The organism is Sphingobium vermicomposti (assembly GCF_011762025.1).
Lineage (GTDB): Bacteria > Pseudomonadota > Alphaproteobacteria > Sphingomonadales > Sphingomonadaceae > Sphingobium > Sphingobium vermicomposti.
This window is the reverse complement of record NZ_JAASQR010000001.1, coordinates 429,711-446,868: the sequence shown is the minus strand read 5'-3', so window position 1 is coordinate 446,868 and position 17,158 is coordinate 429,711. Positions and strand designations below refer to the sequence as shown.

The 17,158-nt window shown below is 64.1% G+C and carries 14 protein-coding genes; 11 read left to right on the top strand and 3 right to left on the bottom strand.

The annotated features are described in order from the left end of the window. Positions 1-2,136 carry a flagellar biosynthesis protein FlhA gene (gene flhA / locus FHS54_RS02250; protein ID WP_167302158.1) on the top strand — a complete coding sequence of 712 codons (2,136 nt, stop codon included), beginning with the start codon at positions 1-3 and terminating at the stop codon, positions 2,134-2,136. A 102-nt stretch (positions 2,137-2,238) separates the two neighbouring features. Continuing rightward, entirely contained in the window at positions 2,239-2,970 is a 732-nt protein-coding gene (locus tag FHS54_RS02245; protein ID WP_167302157.1) for a FliA/WhiG family RNA polymerase sigma factor, read from the top strand. A 65-nt stretch (positions 2,971-3,035) separates the two neighbouring features. On the opposite strand, the gene mdoH is transcribed toward FHS54_RS02245, so the two are convergent. The 3 genes from mdoH to FHS54_RS02230 form a co-directional block, all read right to left on the bottom strand. Further along, positions 3,036-4,934: a glucans biosynthesis glucosyltransferase MdoH gene (mdoH, locus tag FHS54_RS02240; RefSeq protein ID WP_167302156.1), complete on the bottom strand. Its 1,899-nt coding sequence runs from the start codon at positions 4,932-4,934 to the stop codon at positions 3,036-3,038. Positions 4,935-4,990: 56 nt separating this feature from the next. Then, positions 4,991-6,478 (bottom strand): OpgD/OpgG family glucan biosynthesis protein, encoded by a 1,488-nt coding sequence (locus FHS54_RS02235; protein ID WP_167302155.1) that lies wholly within the window; start codon positions 6,476-6,478, stop codon positions 4,991-4,993. Between the two features lie 212 nt (positions 6,479-6,690). After that, positions 6,691-7,512, bottom strand: coding sequence for a flagellin N-terminal helical domain-containing protein (locus FHS54_RS02230; RefSeq protein WP_167302154.1), 822 nt, complete (start codon positions 7,510-7,512; stop codon positions 6,691-6,693). A gap of 330 nt (positions 7,513-7,842) precedes the next feature. Here FHS54_RS02230 and FHS54_RS02225 point away from each other — a divergent pair, with 330 nt between their 5' ends. From FHS54_RS02225 to FHS54_RS02185, 9 genes are read left to right on the top strand one after another with little or no spacing between them, the layout of a single operon-like run. Then, complete coding sequence (locus tag FHS54_RS02225; protein ID WP_167302153.1) at positions 7,843-9,084, top strand: sigma-54 interaction domain-containing protein; 1,242 nt, start codon at positions 7,843-7,845, stop codon at positions 9,082-9,084. A gap of 12 nt (positions 9,085-9,096) precedes the next feature. Then, positions 9,097-9,456: a flagellar hook-basal body complex protein FliE gene (fliE, locus tag FHS54_RS02220; RefSeq protein ID WP_066526982.1), complete on the top strand. Its 360-nt coding sequence runs from the start codon at positions 9,097-9,099 to the stop codon at positions 9,454-9,456. Positions 9,457-9,459: 3 nt separating this feature from the next. Then, the gene (fliF, locus tag FHS54_RS02215) at positions 9,460-11,193 is read left to right on the top strand and encodes a flagellar basal-body MS-ring/collar protein FliF (protein WP_167302152.1); all 1,734 of its coding nucleotides are present in this window, start codon (positions 9,460-9,462) and stop codon (positions 11,191-11,193) included. Next, positions 11,186-12,199: a flagellar motor switch protein FliG gene (gene fliG / locus FHS54_RS02210; protein ID WP_167302151.1), complete on the top strand. Its 1,014-nt coding sequence runs from the start codon at positions 11,186-11,188 to the stop codon at positions 12,197-12,199. Before fliF ends, fliG begins: the two co-directional genes overlap by 8 nt. A 52-nt stretch (positions 12,200-12,251) precedes the next feature. After that, on the top strand, positions 12,252-12,830 hold the full coding sequence (locus FHS54_RS02205; protein WP_167302665.1) for a FliH/SctL family protein: 579 nt from the start codon (positions 12,252-12,254) through the stop codon (positions 12,828-12,830). Positions 12,831-12,843: 13 nt separating this feature from the next. Continuing rightward, the gene (locus FHS54_RS02200) at positions 12,844-14,172 is read left to right on the top strand and encodes a FliI/YscN family ATPase (RefSeq protein WP_167302150.1); all 1,329 of its coding nucleotides are present in this window, start codon (positions 12,844-12,846) and stop codon (positions 14,170-14,172) included. After that, a complete protein-coding gene (locus FHS54_RS02195; protein WP_167302149.1) occupies positions 14,169-14,594 on the top strand; it encodes a hypothetical protein in 426 nt (141 codons plus the stop codon). The genes FHS54_RS02200 and FHS54_RS02195 overlap by 4 nt, the downstream gene beginning before the upstream one ends. Position 14,595: 1 nt before the next feature. After that, positions 14,596-16,467 (top strand): flagellar hook-length control protein FliK, encoded by a 1,872-nt coding sequence (gene fliK, locus FHS54_RS02190; RefSeq protein WP_243855572.1) that lies wholly within the window; start codon positions 14,596-14,598, stop codon positions 16,465-16,467. Positions 16,468-16,494: 27 nt separating this feature from the next. Next, positions 16,495-17,133 (top strand): flagellar basal body-associated FliL family protein, encoded by a 639-nt coding sequence (locus FHS54_RS02185; protein WP_167302147.1) that lies wholly within the window; start codon positions 16,495-16,497, stop codon positions 17,131-17,133. Positions 17,134-17,158 lie beyond the last annotated feature (25 nt).

The window sequence follows — 17,158 nt, the reverse complement described above, 5'->3', positions numbered from 1 at the left end:
ATGACTCCCGCCCAAGTCAAAGCGAAGATCTGGACGAGCGCCGCCAAGGGAGCGGTGCTGCCTGTCGCCACGCTGATGGTCGTCCTGTTCATGATGGTGCCGGTGCCCGCATTCATGCTGGACCTGGGGTTCATCACCAACATCATGATCAGCCTTGCGGTCCTGATGGTGGCGCTCAATGCCGCCAAGCCGCTTGATTTTTCCAGTTTTCCGACGGTGCTGCTGTTCGCGACCTTGCTGCGGTTGGCGCTGAACGTCGCCTCGACCCGCGTCGTGCTCGTCAGCGGGCACGAGGGTTCCGACGCGGCGGGGCATGTCATCGAAGCCTTCGGTCACTTCCTGATCGGCGGCGACTATGTCGTGGGCATCTTTGTCTTCGCGATCCTGATGATCATCAACCTGGTCGTCATCACCAAGGGCGCGGGCCGCGTGTCGGAAGTCAGCGCGCGCTTCACCCTGGACGCTTTGCCCGGCAAGCAGATGGCGATCGACGCCGACCTCAACGCGGGCCTGATGACGCCCGAAGAAGCCAAAATCCGCCGCCGCGAAGTTTCGACCGAAGCGGATTTCTACGGCTCCATGGACGGTGCGTCGAAATTCGTGAAGGGCGACGCCGTTGCGGGCATCCTGATCCTGGTCATCAATATCGTCGGCGGCATCATCCTGGGCGTGGTCAGCCATGGCCTCAGCATGGGCGAAGCGGCGCAAACCTACATCATCCTGGCCATCGGCGACGCGCTGGTGGCACAGGTTCCCGCGCTGCTGCTTTCCATCGCCGCCGCCGCCATCGTGACCCGCGTCGGCAGCGAGCAGGAGCTGTCGGACCAGATCACCAGCCAGTTCGGATCGGGCAAGTCCTGGGTGCCGGTGGCCGCGATCTTGACCTTCCTGGGCATCCTGCCCGGCATGCCGCACATGATCATCCTGCCCGCCGCAGCGGTTGCGGGCTATATCGCCTGGCACCTGCGCAAAAGTGCAAAGGCCAAGGCAGCCGAACCCGCGCCGATGCCGGAACCCGCCAATCCCGCGCTCATCGAATGGAATGACGTTTCGGACGGCGCGATCCTGGGGCTGGAAATCGGCTACGGCCTCATCAGCCTGGTTGACGAGCGCAAGGGCGCGCCCCTGATGGCCCGCATCACCGGCATTCGCCGCCAGTTGTCGAAGGAGCTGGGCTTTGTCGTGCCGATGGTCCGCGTGAAGGACAATCTGGCGCTGGAGCCCAATCAGTATCGCATCACCATCGCAGGCGTCGTCGTCGGCGAGGATGAGATTTATCCCGACGACCTGCTCGCGCTCGACAGTGGCGCGCTGGAAGGCGTGGTGTCGGGCCGCGAAGCCAAGGACCCGACCTTCGGCCTTGACGCCGTATGGATTTCTGCCGCCCAGCGTAGCGAAGCTGTAGTCGCGGGCTATACCGTGGTCGATCCCCCGACGGTCGTCGCCACTCACCTCAACCAGCTGATCGCGATGAACGCCAGCGAGATGTTCGGCCTGGACGAAGCGCGCAAGCTCCTCGACAACCTCAAGGACGCCGCGCCCCAGCTGGTCGAAGGCCTGACGCCCGGAACGCTCAGCCTCACGCAGATTTCCGCGCTGTGCCGTGCGCTGCTGTCCGAAGGCATCGCGCTCAAGGATTTCCGCCGCGTCTGTGAAGCGATGGTCGATGCCGCCCGGCCCGACATGAACCACGAACAGCTTGTCGAAGCCGTCCGCCAGCGTATCGGTGCGCTGATCATCCAGGGCCTTGTGCCGGTGAAGATGCCGTTGCCGGTCATCACGCTGGACGGCGACCTGGAAGCACTGCTCGCCCAGGCGATGCGCGTCGCTGGCGATGCCCGGCATCCGATCGAACCCGCGCTCGCGAACCGCATTATCGAAGCGGTGGTGCAGGCCGCTCGCCCGATCATGGGGCAGGCGCGCAACTTCGCCATTGTCACCTCGCCAGTTGCCCGTCGCGCGCTCGCCCGCCTGTTCAAACCGCACCTGCCTGAAACGCCGGTGCTGTCCTTCCTGGAAATTCCCGATGGCAAGGGCGTGGAAGTCGTCGCCGTCGTCGGCGGCGATCAGCGGCCCGCGCCGCGCCACGATCCGCTGCCCCGCGAAACCGTTTCTGGCCGCGAACGCGTCGCATAAGGCCGTGAAGATGAAGAACGGCCTTATGTGCTTATTTGTTGCCGCGATTTCCAAGCCGGAAAATACCCATTTTCCTCGAAATCGCTTTGTGGAGCCTGACCCATGTTCATGAAGAAGGTCGTTGCTGGTTCCGATGCCAATACCTATGGCCGGTCGAATAATAGTCCTGAACAGCTCGCCCGGCGCTACATGCCGCTGGTGCGCAAGATCGCCTGGCATGTCCATGGCCGCGTATCGACCGCAATTGAGATCGAGGATCTTTTGCAGATCGGCATGGTCGCGCTGGTAGAGTCCGCCAACAGTTTTGAAGATCGCGGCCTAGGCTTTGCTTCCTACGCGCAGCTGCGGGTGCGCGGTGCGATGATCGACCATTTGCGGCGACAGGCGACGATTGCGCGGTCAGCGATGGCGAACCGCAAGCAGCTTTCGTCTGCCCGCGCCAGACTGGAACAGCGGCTGGGCCGTGCGCCGCTGGAGGCCGAAATGGCCGCCGAAATGGGGATGGAAGCTGCAGCTTATCGCGAACTCGCCGACGGCGCGGAAATGGTCCAGCATACCAGCATGGACGAAGTCTATTCCGACCAGTCCATGTGGTTCGCCGATGTCGAGGACAGGGCGGACGATGTGATGGAGCGCGAATCGCTAAAGGCGGCTCTCGCCACCTGCATCGGCGAACTACCGCAGCGGGAAGCCCTGGTGCTCCAGCTCTATTTTGTCGAAGAACTGAACCTGGAAGAAATCGGCCAGGCGCTCGACATCGGCGCGGCCCGCGTGTGCCAGATCAAGAAAGCGGCGCTTGAAAAGCTGCGGGAAAAGCTGCGCGACTGGGACTGACGCGATTGTGCTCCTGCGCAGGCAGGAGCCCAGTTCAACGCCCCGACAAGATGGGGACTATCCCTTCAACTCTTCGTCGGTGGCATCATGCCCGACGCCTTGACCGGCGCATCGTCAATCGACAGCGGGCGACGACGGGTCGGCTGATAATTTTGCGTGCGCCACCATGGCTCGGCCACCTGAAACAGCCCGCTTTGCGCGGCCCTTTGCCCCAGATCCTTGCGCGCGGTCAGCGCCGCGAGGAAAGGCGCGAGCAGCAGCCCGGCGACCACCGGCAGCATCCACCCGACCGATGTGCCTGCCTTCACGGCCAGGACGGTCAAGCCACCGCCCAGCATGATATGATATTTGAACAACCAGATCGCGCTCGTCATCGCCATGCCGTCGCGGTCGCGGGTCTGGCCGTTCCACGCACTCTTGCGGCCCATCAATATGCCAAACAGGTTGATGGTCTGCGTCAGCATCGTCACCGGTGCCATCAGGATGGACAATATGATGTCGGTAATCAGCCCCCGGCTCATCCGCGCCGCGCCACCAAAACCGATGCGCCTGGCAGGGTCTGCCATCGCCCATAGCATCGCCAGCAGCTTTGGCCCGAACAGCAGAACCGCCGTCAGCGCCAGCAGCCCGCCCGACGGCAGGATGGCGCTGGGCGGCCACACCCCGGCCAGCGCGCCGCCCAGCACCACCAGCATCAGCGCCAGCCACAAGGGCGACGTGCAATAGGCCGAAGCGCCCACCAGCAGTTGAAAACGGCTGACCGGATGCAGCGCCTTGATTTTGGAAATCAGCGGCACATGCTGGATATTACCCTGGCACCAGCGCCGGTCGCGGGTCGCCAGGTCGGGAAGTGACGGGGGAAACTCCTCAAAACTGTCGTCGGCCATCACCATGTGGACGTCCCAGCCACGGCGGCGCAGCAGTGCGGCCTCGATCATGTCATGGCTCATGATATGACCGCCAAATGGCGCGCGGCCCGGCAGTTCGGGCAGGCCGCAACTTTGTGCAAAGGCCTTGGTCCGCAGGATCGCATTATGACCCCAGAACATGCCTTCCGATCCCGCCCACCAGATCATGCCCGCGGCGGAGATCGGGCCGAACAGGCGGCTGGCGAATTGCTGCCAGCGCGCGAAAAAGGTCGATGCGCCCACGACGGTGGGCACGGTCTGGATCAGGCCGACATGCGGATGCCGTTCCATGTCGGCTGCCAGCCGGGCCATGGTCTGCCCGCTCATCACGCTGTCCGCGTCCAGCACGATCATATAGTCATAACCGCCGCCGAACCGCTCCACCCATTCAGCGATGTTGCCGGGCTTGCGTCCGACATTCAGCGCGCGGCGGCGGTAGTGGACCGGGCGCGAAAAGCCTTCACGGATGTCCAGATAAGCGCGCTTCTCAATCTCGCCATTGGCCGGGTTGGAATCGCTCAGGATGAAAAATTCGAACCGTTCGCCGCCCATCACCTGCGTCAGCGACCCTTCCATGAACGACAGCCGGTCCAGCACCTCCTGAAAATCTTCGTTGCACACCGGCAACAGCACCGCCGTCCGCCCTTTCAGCGGCGTCGCGAACTGCACATGATGGCGGCGCACGCCCGCGCCTTTGCCCATGGTCAGGATCAGAAAGCCGATCAGGCTGGTGGCAAAGCCAAAGGCGATCCAGGTAAACAGTGGAATGAACAGGGCCAGGTAGACGCCTTCCCACGCGGAAATGCCGTCGAGGCCGATCGATCGTCGCATCTCATGAGCCGCCATGGACGCGGGTAGCAGCGCCAGCAGCACGACCAGAATGCGGCGCGCCACCTGGTCGATGTTCAACGGTCGTCGCGGGAAATCGCGCGGGGTCGCGCCGAAATCCTGAACCGGCATGGCCAGCGGCATTTCGGCGGGCACCAGCTCAAACCCTTGGCTTTCGCCCTTCTCGCCGGGTCCATCCCCTATGTGCGTGTCACCGCTTGCCGTCATTTCACATCCATTTGCCGGGGATACAGGCGCTTCTAATTCCATATTAACGGGACCCATCAAGCGCCGACGGGATAATGCACATACTCACTGAACGCGCGACCGCCGTTACGAAGTTGCACCCGAATATCCATCGGCTTGCCGCTATTGCGCCGTGCATCCAGCGCGACACGGAACAAGCCGGGTTGGTGAAGTACCGGATATACCCCTTTCTTCACCAGCGTGCCATCGGCGACATCGACCCAGATATCGGGACGGACATCCTGCGGGACCCCGGAAAAATCCAGGATCAGCCGGTCAACCCCCGCTTCGCCCGCTTGGCCCGACCAGATATTTTCCAGCAGGGGAAGTCCGCCCGTCGCTGGTGATCGCGCCGACGACCAGTCCAGCCGATAGCTGGCATCGATCCGCCGACCCGCGCGGACAGGGGCAGACGGTGTCCAATAAGCGCAGATATTGTCCACATATTCGCTGGTCGTCGGAAACTCGTAGAGGCGCATTTGCCCGGCTCCGAATGGCTTGCGCGGCGCTGCCCATAATGACGGACGGCGCTCGTAAAAAACCCCGTCATCCTGATAATGATCGAAATTCCGGTCGCGCTGTATCAGGCCGAATCCCTTCGGATTGCGCTCTGCAAAGACGCTGACGCGCGGGGCGGTCGGGTTTATGAGCGGGCGGCCATGGGCGGTTCCATCCGCGCTCAAGAACGAAAACAGGTCGGAATCATGAATTTCCGGTCGCCAGTCGGTGCGCGCCGCTCGACTCGCCTGATCATACCAGAACATGCTGGTCATCGGCATCAGGCCCAGTTCGGCGATGGGCCGGCGTGGGAACAGCGCTGTATCGACATCCTGCCGTACCCCCTGCGGCGTCAATTCGCTGGCAAAGCGATAAGCACCCGTGATCGATGCGCCATCGAGCAGCGCGTAGATGACCAGGCTGCTTCGCCCGGTGCGCTCCAGCCAGAAATGGGTGAAGCGGGGAAATTCCTCCGTGCCCGCTATGCTGGTGTTGATCGCGATGGCGCGGGCGGACAGGCCGAATTGCTTGGTCGCGCCGGGCGACCGGAAATAGCTGGCCCCCAGAAAGGACAGCCAGTCGCCGTCGCGGGCGGCGTTCATGACGCGAAAACCGGCATAGCCAGCATCGGGGCCAAGCTGGCGGACGGCATTGTCCGCAGGCGCGTCGAACATGGCGGGGTCGTAACGCAGCGGGATAGCGCGGCCCTTTTCCACCAGGGCGATTTCCACCGGCTGTTCCGCCGAAGCGCTCAAGGGAAACAGCTGAACGCCGGTATCGCCGGGCAGATCGCCCCAGATGGTGCGGTCCTCGCGAAAGCGCGCCTGATAGAGTGCGTCATAATCGACCCGCCGCGCACCGGGATGATGTGGCGTTTCCCGATAAGGCGCGCGGGCCAGCCGACCGGCCCTTGCCACCAGCGCTTCCCAGGAAAAGCGTTCGGCTCCGGCTTGAGCCAGCAGGGGGCGGGGGAGGAGCAGCGCAGCCCCGGATGCGGCGATCATGGCGCGACGGTTGATTTTCGTCATGCGGCCCATGATGGGCGCGCGTCGCCACATTGCAAGCCTTGGCCTGCCCGAAACGCGATGAAGCCTCCGCCCGGGGGAACGGAGGCTTCTTGCCTGGTCGTTCGATCGAAGGTGCTTGCCCGGCGCGGTGGGGACTGTGAAGCGCCGGGTTTGCATGACTGGCTGGCGGTGACCAATACCTCAGCCGGTCAATTCAGGTCGTGATCCGGTGATTACTGGATCAGCTTCAGAACGTTCTGCTGGCTCTGGTTCGCCTGGGCGAGCATCGCGGTCGAAGCCTGGCTCAGGATCTGCGACTTGGCGAGAGCGGTCGTTTCCGACGAGAAATCGGCGTCTTCGATGCGGCTGCGGGCGTCAGACAGGTTGGTGACGTTCGCGGTCAGGTTGTTGACCACTGATTCCAGCTGGTTCTGAACCGAACCCAGCGTGGCGCGGGCCGTGGCGATGCCCTGGATCGCGGTGCCGAAGTCATCGAGGTCGGTCGAGGTCGCGGTCGTCACGTCGAGACCCAAAACCGTAGCAAGGTCTGTGGCCAGATCGTCGAATTGGATGTCGACAGTGTCGCTGCTGTTGGCACCAGCCTGGATAGTTACCGTACCGGCACCATCGCCAGCCGTACCATCGAACAGCTTCTGACCATTGAATTCAGTGTTGGTCAGAGTGCTAGTGATCTGAGCGGACAAAGCATCCACTTCGGTTTTAATGTTGGCTTTCGCATCGTCGTCGTTGGTGCCGTTGACAGCCTGAACCGTCAGTTCACGCATACGCTGCAGCATGTTGGTGACTTCCTGCAGCGCGCCTTCCGCCGTCTGCGCCATCGAAATGCCGTCGTTGGCGTTGCGGATGCCCTGGGTCATGCCCTTGATCTGCGAAGTCATGGTTGCGGCGATGGCGAGGCCGGCGGCGTCGTCCTTGGCGCTGTTGATGCGCTTGCCGGTCGACAGGCGTTCCATCGCAACGCCGAGCGCTTTGCTGGACGAAGCCGAAGCGTTCATGGCGCGCAGAGCAGAAGAGTTGGTTCCAATAACAGTCATGATATTCCCTTTCTGTGTCCTATCAGGTCGCTGCCATCAGGCTGCTTGCGGCCTCGAAAGGGGATAACGGCGGGGCGAAAGAAGCTTTTAGGGCTCGCCGCGTTTTTTTTGAGAAAAGTTGGAAAAGTCCTGTAAATCCGGGGCCTTCACGCGCGCGCATCATACAGAAGCCGCTTTAGGACCGCGGCAAAGCGGAATAAAATTGCCGTCAGGCGGCAAGGTTATTGCCGCATTAACCAGATGATAACCATGCGAAGGGCACTTGTCGGACATCGAAGGGGGCTGGAGCGTGCGGGGGCACAAACCGGCCAAAATGGATTGGGGACTTTCATGGCATCGCTAGACGTCAGCCGAGGAGTCTGCGCGCTCGTTCCGGGCTTGCAGCACTGGCTGGAAAATGCCTTTTACATGGTGCGCATTGTCGATGCGCAGAGCCCGCGTGAGCGGGACGAGCGCCGCGTCCTTCTGGCGACCGAGATCGGCCATGCCACCCATCGCGACATATTGATTAACCTGATCGACGGCATGCCTTCGCTGGTGCCTGCTGCCAACGGCCTGCCTGCCCGCGTGGCCTTCGGGCTTGAAGATATGGGCTTTGCTTTCGCGCTGATCGCGGAGCTGGCGCGTCCGGCAAGTGTCCCGGCGGTTGGGGACGCGGCCAGCGCCCGCCTGATGACGCTGGCGGGCCGGGTCGCTCGCAGCGACGCCACCGTCCTGATCCAGGGCGACACCGGCACCGGCAAGGAAGGCATGGCGCGCTTCCTCCACGCCCAGTCCGGGCGCATTTCCCACGACTTCATCGCCGTCAACTGCGCCGCACTTCCTGAGACCATGATGGAAGCGATGCTGTTCGGTCATAAGAAGGGCAGCTTCACCGGCGCGGCCAACGCGTCGGACGGCCTGTTCCTTGCCGCTGATGGCGGCACGCTGTTCCTCGACGAAATCGCTGAACTGCCGCTGCCGCTTCAGGCCAAGCTGCTCCGCGCGTTGCAGGAAGGCGAAGTCCTGCCCGTCGGCGCGACCCATCCGGTGCCGGTCAACGTCCGCATCATCGCCGCCTGCAACCGCGACCTTGCCGCCGAAGTCGCCGCCGGGCGTTTCCGCGAAGACCTTTACTGGCGCCTCAACGTCATGCCGCTGGAACTGCGCCCGCTGGTCGAGCGCGCGGGCGACGTGACCGCGATCGCCGCCGCCATGCTGCTGCGCCATCAGGATTTCGTGTGGCCGACCGTGGCCGCGCTCGACAAGCTCGCCGCCCATGTCTGGCCCGGCAACGCCCGTGAACTGGGCAACGTCCTTCAGCGTGCCATCGTGCTGCGCGACGGGGATCGGATCGATGCGGATGACCTGCATATCGTCGGTGCGCCGCAGCTGCGCGTCGTTGGTGCCGCGCCCGCTCCGACCGAGCCGGTCCGCCTGCGCGATGTTGCCCACCAGTCGAAACTGGAAGCGGTTCGCGCCGCCCTGCGCGAGACGGACGGCCACCGCGCCGCCGCCGCGCGCAAGCTGGGCATTTCAGAACGCACTCTTCGCTACCGGCTCGCCGAAATGCGCGAACTTGCAGCGGCTTGAGGGAGGTAGGGCATGACCGGCATTTCCCCGACTGACAGCGTGATGGCGATCCGCAACGCCATCCTCCAAAAGAACGCCGCCCTGCGCGACGTTGCCCAGACCGGCACGGTCGGCGGCGGCGCGGGCATCGGCGGAGCCGAAGGCACCAAGCCCGGCGGCTTTACCGAAGCGCTCAACTCCGCGCTCCAGCAGGTCAACGGCCTGCAAAGCCAGGCTGGCGAAGCGGCCTCCGCCTTCGAACGCGGTGAAACGACCGACATCGCCGCCGTCATGCTGGCCAAGCAGCAGGCATCGGTCAGCTTCGAAGCGACCCTCCAGGTCCGCAACAAACTCCTGTCCGCCTATAAGGACATTATGAGCATGCCGGTATAAACGATGAGCCAGAACGCACTCACCCTCGATAGCGGCGCTGCCGCTCTTCCCGCCCCCAGCCCCGCCTTTGGCGGCGCGAAGGGTGCCGATGCGCTGAAAGCGCGCTTCACCGGCTTCATGCGTCAGCCTGCGGTGGCCAAAAGCCTGCCGCTGCTGGGCCTGCTGGGCGTCGTCGCCATCGCAGGGGCCGCCTGGCTCGCCCTGCGCGAACCGCCGCAGCGTGACCTGTTCCGCGGCCTGCCCGATGCCGACAAGTCGGCTGTCGCGCAGGTGCTGGACCAAAATGGCCTCGCCTATGACTTCACCAGCTCCGGCGCAATGACCGTTGCCGAGGATGATTATTTCAAGGCGAAGATGATGCTCGCCGCGCAGGGCCTGCCCAAGAGCGCGCCCGACGGCAACAGCATGATCGACAGCATGCCGATGGGTGCATCGCGTGCCGTAGAAGGCGAAAAGCTCCGCTCGGCCCGCGAAATGGACCTCGCCCGCACGATTGAGGCGATCGACAGCGTCGAAAGCGCCAAGGTGCACCTTGCCGTTGAACCGCGCAGCGTTTTTCTGCGGGAACGGGCAAAGCCGTCGGCGTCGATCATGCTCCGCCTTGCGTCAGGGCGCACGCTGACCGATGCGCAGGTCAGCGCGATCGTTCACCTTGTCGCTTCGTCGGTGCCGGAACTCAGCCCGGACCAGATTTCGCTGGTCGATCAGAATGGCCGCCTGCTCAGCAATAATGACGGCAATGCCGCCGATGACCGCCAGCTCGCTGTCCAGGGCAAGATCGAGGACCGTTACCGTCAGTCCGTGATCGCTCTCCTGACCCCGATCCTGGGCGCGGAGAATTTCTCGACTGAAGTCCGCGCCGAACTGAACTTCGCCGAACGTCAGGCGACCCGTGAAACCTATCCGCAGGACGAAGCGCGCCTGCGTGCTGAAACCGGCAGCTGGGCGTCCGACCCGCGCGGTCAGGGCGCTGGCGGCGAGGCAGGCGGCATCCCCGGCGCGCTCACAAATCAGGCCCCGGTCAATCCCACTGTGACCCAGACCAATCCCAATGGTCAGGCCGTCAGCCAGGGCACGGAAACCAATCAGCCCGCAACCCCGGAAAGCGCGCCGCTGAAGACCGAAGAAACCTTCAACCGCAGCTTTGAACTTGGCCGCGAAGTGTCGGTCACCCGCGAAGCCGTCGGCACGGTGAAGCGCCTGTCGGTCGCCGTCGCGCTCGACAATGGCGCGGATGGCAAGCCGCGCAGCGCACAGGAAATCGCCGCTCTGGAAGCTCTGGTGAAGGGCGCGGTCGGCTTCGATCAGGCACGCGGCGACGTGGTCGCCTTGTCCTCGCGCAGCTTCATCAAGGCGGAGGAAGTGAAGGCACCCTGGTACGAAGCCGACTGGGTTTCTCCGCTGGTGCGCAACCTGTCGGCCCTGGCCGTCGCGCTGCTGGTCGTATTCGGCATCGGCCGCCCGCTGCTAAAGCGTCGCGCCGCCGCTCAGGACGCCGCCGCCAGCAACATGGCCGCCAATGGGCAGAAGATCGGTCGCGAAATCTCGACGGAAATCGGTCGTCAGTCGCCGACGGTCGCTGATCCCGCCGGGACGGTGACGCTCGACATGATATCGTCCACCTATGACTATGCGCAGCGCGCCGACCTCATTCGCAACTTCGTGAAGCAGGACCCTGATCGCGCCGCGCTTGTCGTCCGCGACCTTCTGAAGGAAGGGAAGAAGGACAATGGCTGAAGCCGCCCAAGCCGCCGCCATCAAGGGCAGCGCCGCCGCCGCCGTCCTGCTGATGCTCTTCGATGAGGATGAGGCCGCGCAGATCCTCTCGCGCCTGGAACCCGACGAAGTCCGCCAGCTTGGCTATGCCATGTACGACGTCGCCGACGTCGCGGTCGAGGAAGTCAACGAAGCACTCGACCATTTCGTCACCAAGGCGAAGAAGCGCACCACGATCGGCTATGGCGCGACCCGCCACATTCGCGGCGCGATGACCAAGGCTTTGGGTGAAGAGCGCGCCGAAACCATATTGGCGCGCATTACGCCGCCGACCCGTTCGACCCAGCTGGAAATGCTGAAATGGATGGACGCCAAGGAAGTCGCGTCCCTGATAGAGGCGGAACATCCGCAGATCATGGCCATCGTGCTCGCCCATCTGGAAGCGCCGATCGCGGCGGATGTCCTGCAACTGCTTCCCGCTGAATATCAGGAAGAAATCGTCTATCGCATCGCCACGCTCGGCCCTGTGTCGAACGAAGCGCTTGATGACCTGGAGCAACTGCTGCTGCGCGGTTCCACGTCCAAGAAGCAGGGCGCGGCCTCGCAACGTGGCGGCACGCTTGAAGCGGCTGCGATCATGAACAACGTCCGCAAGGACAATGAACAGCGGATCATGAAGGCCGTCGCAAAGCGCGACAAGATGGTCGCCCAGACGATCGAGGAGGAGATGTTCGTCTTCGATAACCTCATCGACATGGACGACAAGAATATGGGCACGCTGATGCGCACCATCGACGCCTCCATACTGGTCGTCGCGCTGAAGGGCGCGAATGAGATGCTCAAGGGCAAGATCTTCGGCTCCATGTCCGCTCGCGCGGCAGAGTCCATCGCGGACGAGATCGAGGAACGCGGGCCGATCCGCCTTGCCGAAGTGATCGAGGCGCAAAAGCTGATCATCGCCACCGCGCGCCGCATGGCCGACGCTGGCACCATCATGCTGGGCGGCAAGGGGAACGACTTTGTTTAAGGTTTGGGACGCCAGCAGCAATCTTGACGCCGCCAGCATTCCGCTGGGCGGCATGGGGCAGGTAAGGAGCGGGGGTTTCCGCAGCCTTTATTCGCAAGCGCCAGCTTCGCGCGGCACGGGCATGCACGACGGCAAGCCCGTAATGACGGATGAGGACCTGATCGAACAGGCGCGGATGGAAGCTTTCGCGCAGGGCTTCGACGAAGGATGCCGGGTGGTCGGCGACGCCGCCGCCGCCGATGCGGAGTCCCGCGCACGCCTGGCCGACGCGCTGGAACTGCTCACCCCCGCGCCCAGCGGCATGTTGTCCACCATGTTGTCCGCAACCGTTGTCCGGCTGGTCGAACAGATTGTCGGTGAGGTAGAGATCGACCTGGAACGTCTGTTCCAGCGCTGCGACACGGTCGCCGCCTTTATCGAGGATAATGACGATAAAGGCGCGCTCCATCTGCATCCCGAAGACGTGGCGATGCTGGAAGGCGAAGCAATCGGCCTGAAGCTGATCGCCGACCCCGCCATGCATCGCGGCTGCGTGCGGCTGGAAACCGCCGATGGCTGGGTAGAGGACGGCCCCGATGTGCGCCTGTCGCGCCTGCGCGCGCTGATGGACGACATGGAAGGCCGTTCATGAAGGGGATTTGGGCATGATCAAGGCCGCGCTCAAGCAGGCGGAAAGCCTGTTCGACCATCTCCAGGTGCAGAACCGCCAGCCCCGCCATGTGGGACGCCTGGTCAGCCACGACGCGGGCATGCTGGAGGTCACCGGCTTCCGCAAACCCATTGGTGCAGGCGCGCGCGTGATCGCGTCGGATGACACCGTCTGCCGCGCTGAAGTCGTCGGCTTTCGCGGCGACAAGACGTTACTGGTGCCGCTCGACAATGACGCACCACTCGAAAATGGCGCGCGCGTCGAACCGGATAGCCAGGCGAACATGGTGCAGGTGGGCGAAGGGCTGATCGGCCGCGTCATCGACGCCATGGGCCAGCCGCTCGACCGCAAGGGACCGATCATCGCAGGCGGCAGCTGGCCGCTCAACGGCGTAAAGGGCAATGTCCTCGACCGAGGCCGGGTCACTGAACCCTTCGACCTTGGCGTGCGCGCGGTCAACGCGCTGCTCACCGCCGGGCGCGGTCAGCGCATCGCCATTATCGCAGGGTCGGGCGTCGGCAAGTCGGTGCTGATGGGCCAGATGATCGCGGGGGCGGAAGCCGACATCGTCGTCGTCGGCCTGATCGGCGAACGAGGCCGCGAAGTCAGCGACTTCCTTGAAACCAAGCTCAAAAATTCGATGCACAAGAGCATCGTCGTCGCCGTTCCGGCTGACCATCCCCCGGTGCTGCGCCTGCGCGCCGCCGCCCGCGCCACCGCCATTGCCGAATATTTCCGGGCGCGGGGCAAGAAGGTGCTGCTGCTGATCGACAGCCTGACCCGCTGCGCCCATGCCCAGCGCGAAATCGGCCTGGCCCTTGGCGAACCCCCCGCAATGAAGGGCTATCCGCCCTCCGCGCTGGCACTCATCCCCCGCCTGGTCGAGCGCGCAGGCGTCGATAGCCGCACCGGCGGATCGATCACCGCGCTCTACACTGTGCTGGCCGATGGCGACGACACCGACGACCCGATCGTCGATGCCGCCCGCGCCATCGTGGACGGCCATTTCGTCCTCTCGCGCCATTTGTCGGAACAGGCGATCTTCCCGGCCATCGACATCGGCAAATCGCTCTCGCGCGTCATGGCCGATGTCGTGTCCGACGAACATCGCATGGCCGCCGCCTCCTATCGCCGCCTCTGGGCTGCTTATGAAGAAAATCGCGACCTCATCCTGATGGGCGCCTATCGCCCCGGCAACGATCCGGTGATCGACGAAGCCGTGCAGCGCCGCCAGGAAATACTGGAATTCATCCGCCAGGATCAGAAGAGCCGCATCGACCTTTCCACCAGCGCCGACGCGTTGGTCGCCGAGTTTGGCGCATGAAGGGAACGGTCGCCCGCCGCCAGCGCGTCCTGCGCGTCCGCCATGTGCAACATGCCCTGGCTGCCGCTGAAACCGCGCGCGCTCGTGACGAAGCCGAAGGCATCGCCCGCAACGCCGACCGGCTGCGCAAGGTGCGCGGAGACCTCTTCACGGGACAAGGCGTCGAAAATGGCGCGACTTTTGCATCCATGCAGGAACTTGCTGGTCGGCTGGAGCAGGCTGGCCGTCAGCTGGATGGTGCGCTTTACGATGCGCGCCGCAAGGTAGAGGTCAAGGAAGGCCTCAGCCTCGTGGCCAATCGTGATCGCGAAATCGCCGAAAAGCTCAAGGATCGCGCCCGCGCAAACCTTGAGGAATGGCGAGAGAACAAGCTGGCGGCCTTGCCGCGCTATCGCCGGATGCAGCGGACGGGAGATGTCTGACATGAACATGCTTGCCAGCCTCAAGACACTGCTTTTTTCCTCCACCTCTCGCGGCACGGGGGCCACCCCGCCTGCTGCGTCAGGGGAAACGCCGGATTTCGCGGCGATGCTGAACGGATCGATGGGGGAGGGCGCTCCTGCAGAGCCAATCGCTTTGCCCGCCGCCCCGTCCCTGCCACAGGCCGAAGGGCAGGCGATCCCTGTCATCACCCCAGACCTTTCACTGGATGTCGGCCAGCCCGCCGCCAAGCCCCCGCACGACCATGTCCCGCCCGGCCTGGCCATCGCAGTCGCTGCGGGCAAAGACGCGCCCGACACAATGCCGCCCGGACATGCCATCGGCCTCGTCAAGCAAGCCGATCTACAGGTCGAGGCAGCAGCACCGGGTGATGCACCCACGTCCCCGCCTCAAACAACGGAGCAAGCTGCAGACGCTGCCCTCCCGATCAAGGCGGATGCCCCTCCTCACAGGGCAAAGGCATCGCCCGAAGCACCGGCAGCGACAGACGCGGAAGCCGCGCCCGTTGAACCCAAGCCCGCGCGCAAGGAAAAGGCAAAGGCTGACCAGCCGAAGGACAGCGCGCCAGCAAGTGCGCCCGCCGCGCAGCCCATCGCTACGCCTGCGATCCCGGTGGAGCCTGCCCCCGTTCTTTCGACGAACGGGACCGCACCAGCGGAGGCCGCCTCCATCACGCCCACGCCCACGCCCACTGCCCCGGCCATTGCTACGCCCCAAATCGCGGTGGAGCCAACTCCCGGCCCGACGCCGAAGGAGCCGACACCAGTCCAGGCCGCAGAGCAGTCCGCCCCCGCCACCGACACCGCGCCGGTCGCCCAGACGGTCGCGCCGCTCGCGCCCATGGCCGAACCAACGCCAGTGGCTCGTGGCGGCAAGTCCGCACCGGCAGGCGATACAGCCAAGCCTGGGGCCAGAAACGACGCGAAGATACCGGAATCCAACCCCGATCAAACGCCGCGGCCCGCAGCCGATCAGAGCGCCTCAGTCGCCAGCGACACGGCACCAGCCGCCCCCATCCTGAACGGCAAGCCCGTAAAGGCGGAGGCACTGGCCTTGCTGCAACTGGTCCGCGAACAGGTTGCCGCCCGCCAATCTGGCACATCGTCCGCGCCTGTCGGAGAGCAGGTTTCCGCCGCCGCGCGCATCAAGAATAGCCCGCCCGCGCCCGTCGCGGACGCCGCGCCCAATCCCTCCCTTACCGCGACGCCCGCCGATATCACGCCGCTGGCCACCGCCGCCGCACCCCCGCTCGCAACCAGTCCGGTTGCCACGCCTGCCGTTCCCGCCGTGGACCTTTCCGCCAGCCTTGGCGCGCAGGTCGTCGACATGGGCGTATCGGGCCAGTGGATCGACGGGCTTGCCCGCGACATCGCCGGACTGTCCGCCAATGGTGCGCAGGGCCGGTTCCAGGTCAACACCGGCCATCTGGGCGCGGTGCAGGTGGATATTCGCCATGGCGCTGACGGCGCAGCGGTCAGCCTGACGGTCGCCAGCGAAGCAGCGGAGTGGGCACTGCGGCAGGATAGCGACCGGCTCAAACTGGACTCGGCCCTTTCCGCTGTCCGCATCTCCGAAGTCAGGATCGAACGAGCACCCGTGGGGGAATCCGCCCGTTCCGACATGGGCGGCGACACCTCGCAACGTCAGTCATCGCAGCAGCAAGGGTCCCAGACCGCATCGGCTTGGCAACAGAATAACAGTCAGAATATGGGTCAGTCGCAAGGACAGCAGGGCCGCTGGCAATCGCGTGAAAATAGCGGTTTCGCCCCTAAATCCTCCGGCGACCCTGCCGTTCTTAACCATGCAGAAGCGCGCCAGGACGCCAGTAGTGCTGGGCGCGCGCGCTACGCTTGATCAACAGGATTTTCGGGGGACCGGCACATGAGCGACGAGGCGAAGGCGAAGAAAAAGAAGGGGGGAGGCATGAAAATGATCCTCCTGATCGTCATCGCCATGGTGCTGGGCGGCGTGGGCGCTGCGGGCGGTCTCTATGCCGCCGGTTTCTTTGGCGCGAAGGAAGAAGGACCCAAGACGGACCCGAACAAGCCCGTGCTCGTCCTGGCCGGTGAAAATGCCGAAGAGATTGCAAAGGCGCACGGCATGGGCGGCGAGGGTCATGACGGCGCTGCTGTTGCAGGCCACGGGTCCGCGCAAAAGCCGGGCAAGGGCATCGATTTGCCGACGCCGGTCAACCCGTCCGCCTATCAGGCGACCTATTTCCAGCTGCAGGCACCCTTCACGTCCAACATGTCGGACACCGACGCCTTCGCCCAGATTTCGATCGCCGTTTCGACCTATTACGACATGCGCGTGATCGAAGCGATCAAGACCCATGAGATGGCGATTCGCAGCCAGGTGCTGATGATGCTCGCCCAGCAGCCTGAAATGATGCTGGGAACGCCGGAAGGCAAGCGACAGCTTCAGGGCAAGATAAAGATCATAATAAACGATATTTTGAAGCAAAAAACGGGCTATGGCGGCATCGATAACGTTTATTTTACCAATTTCGTTATTCAATAGGGGTGTCTGAAAGGTCGGGAAGTCC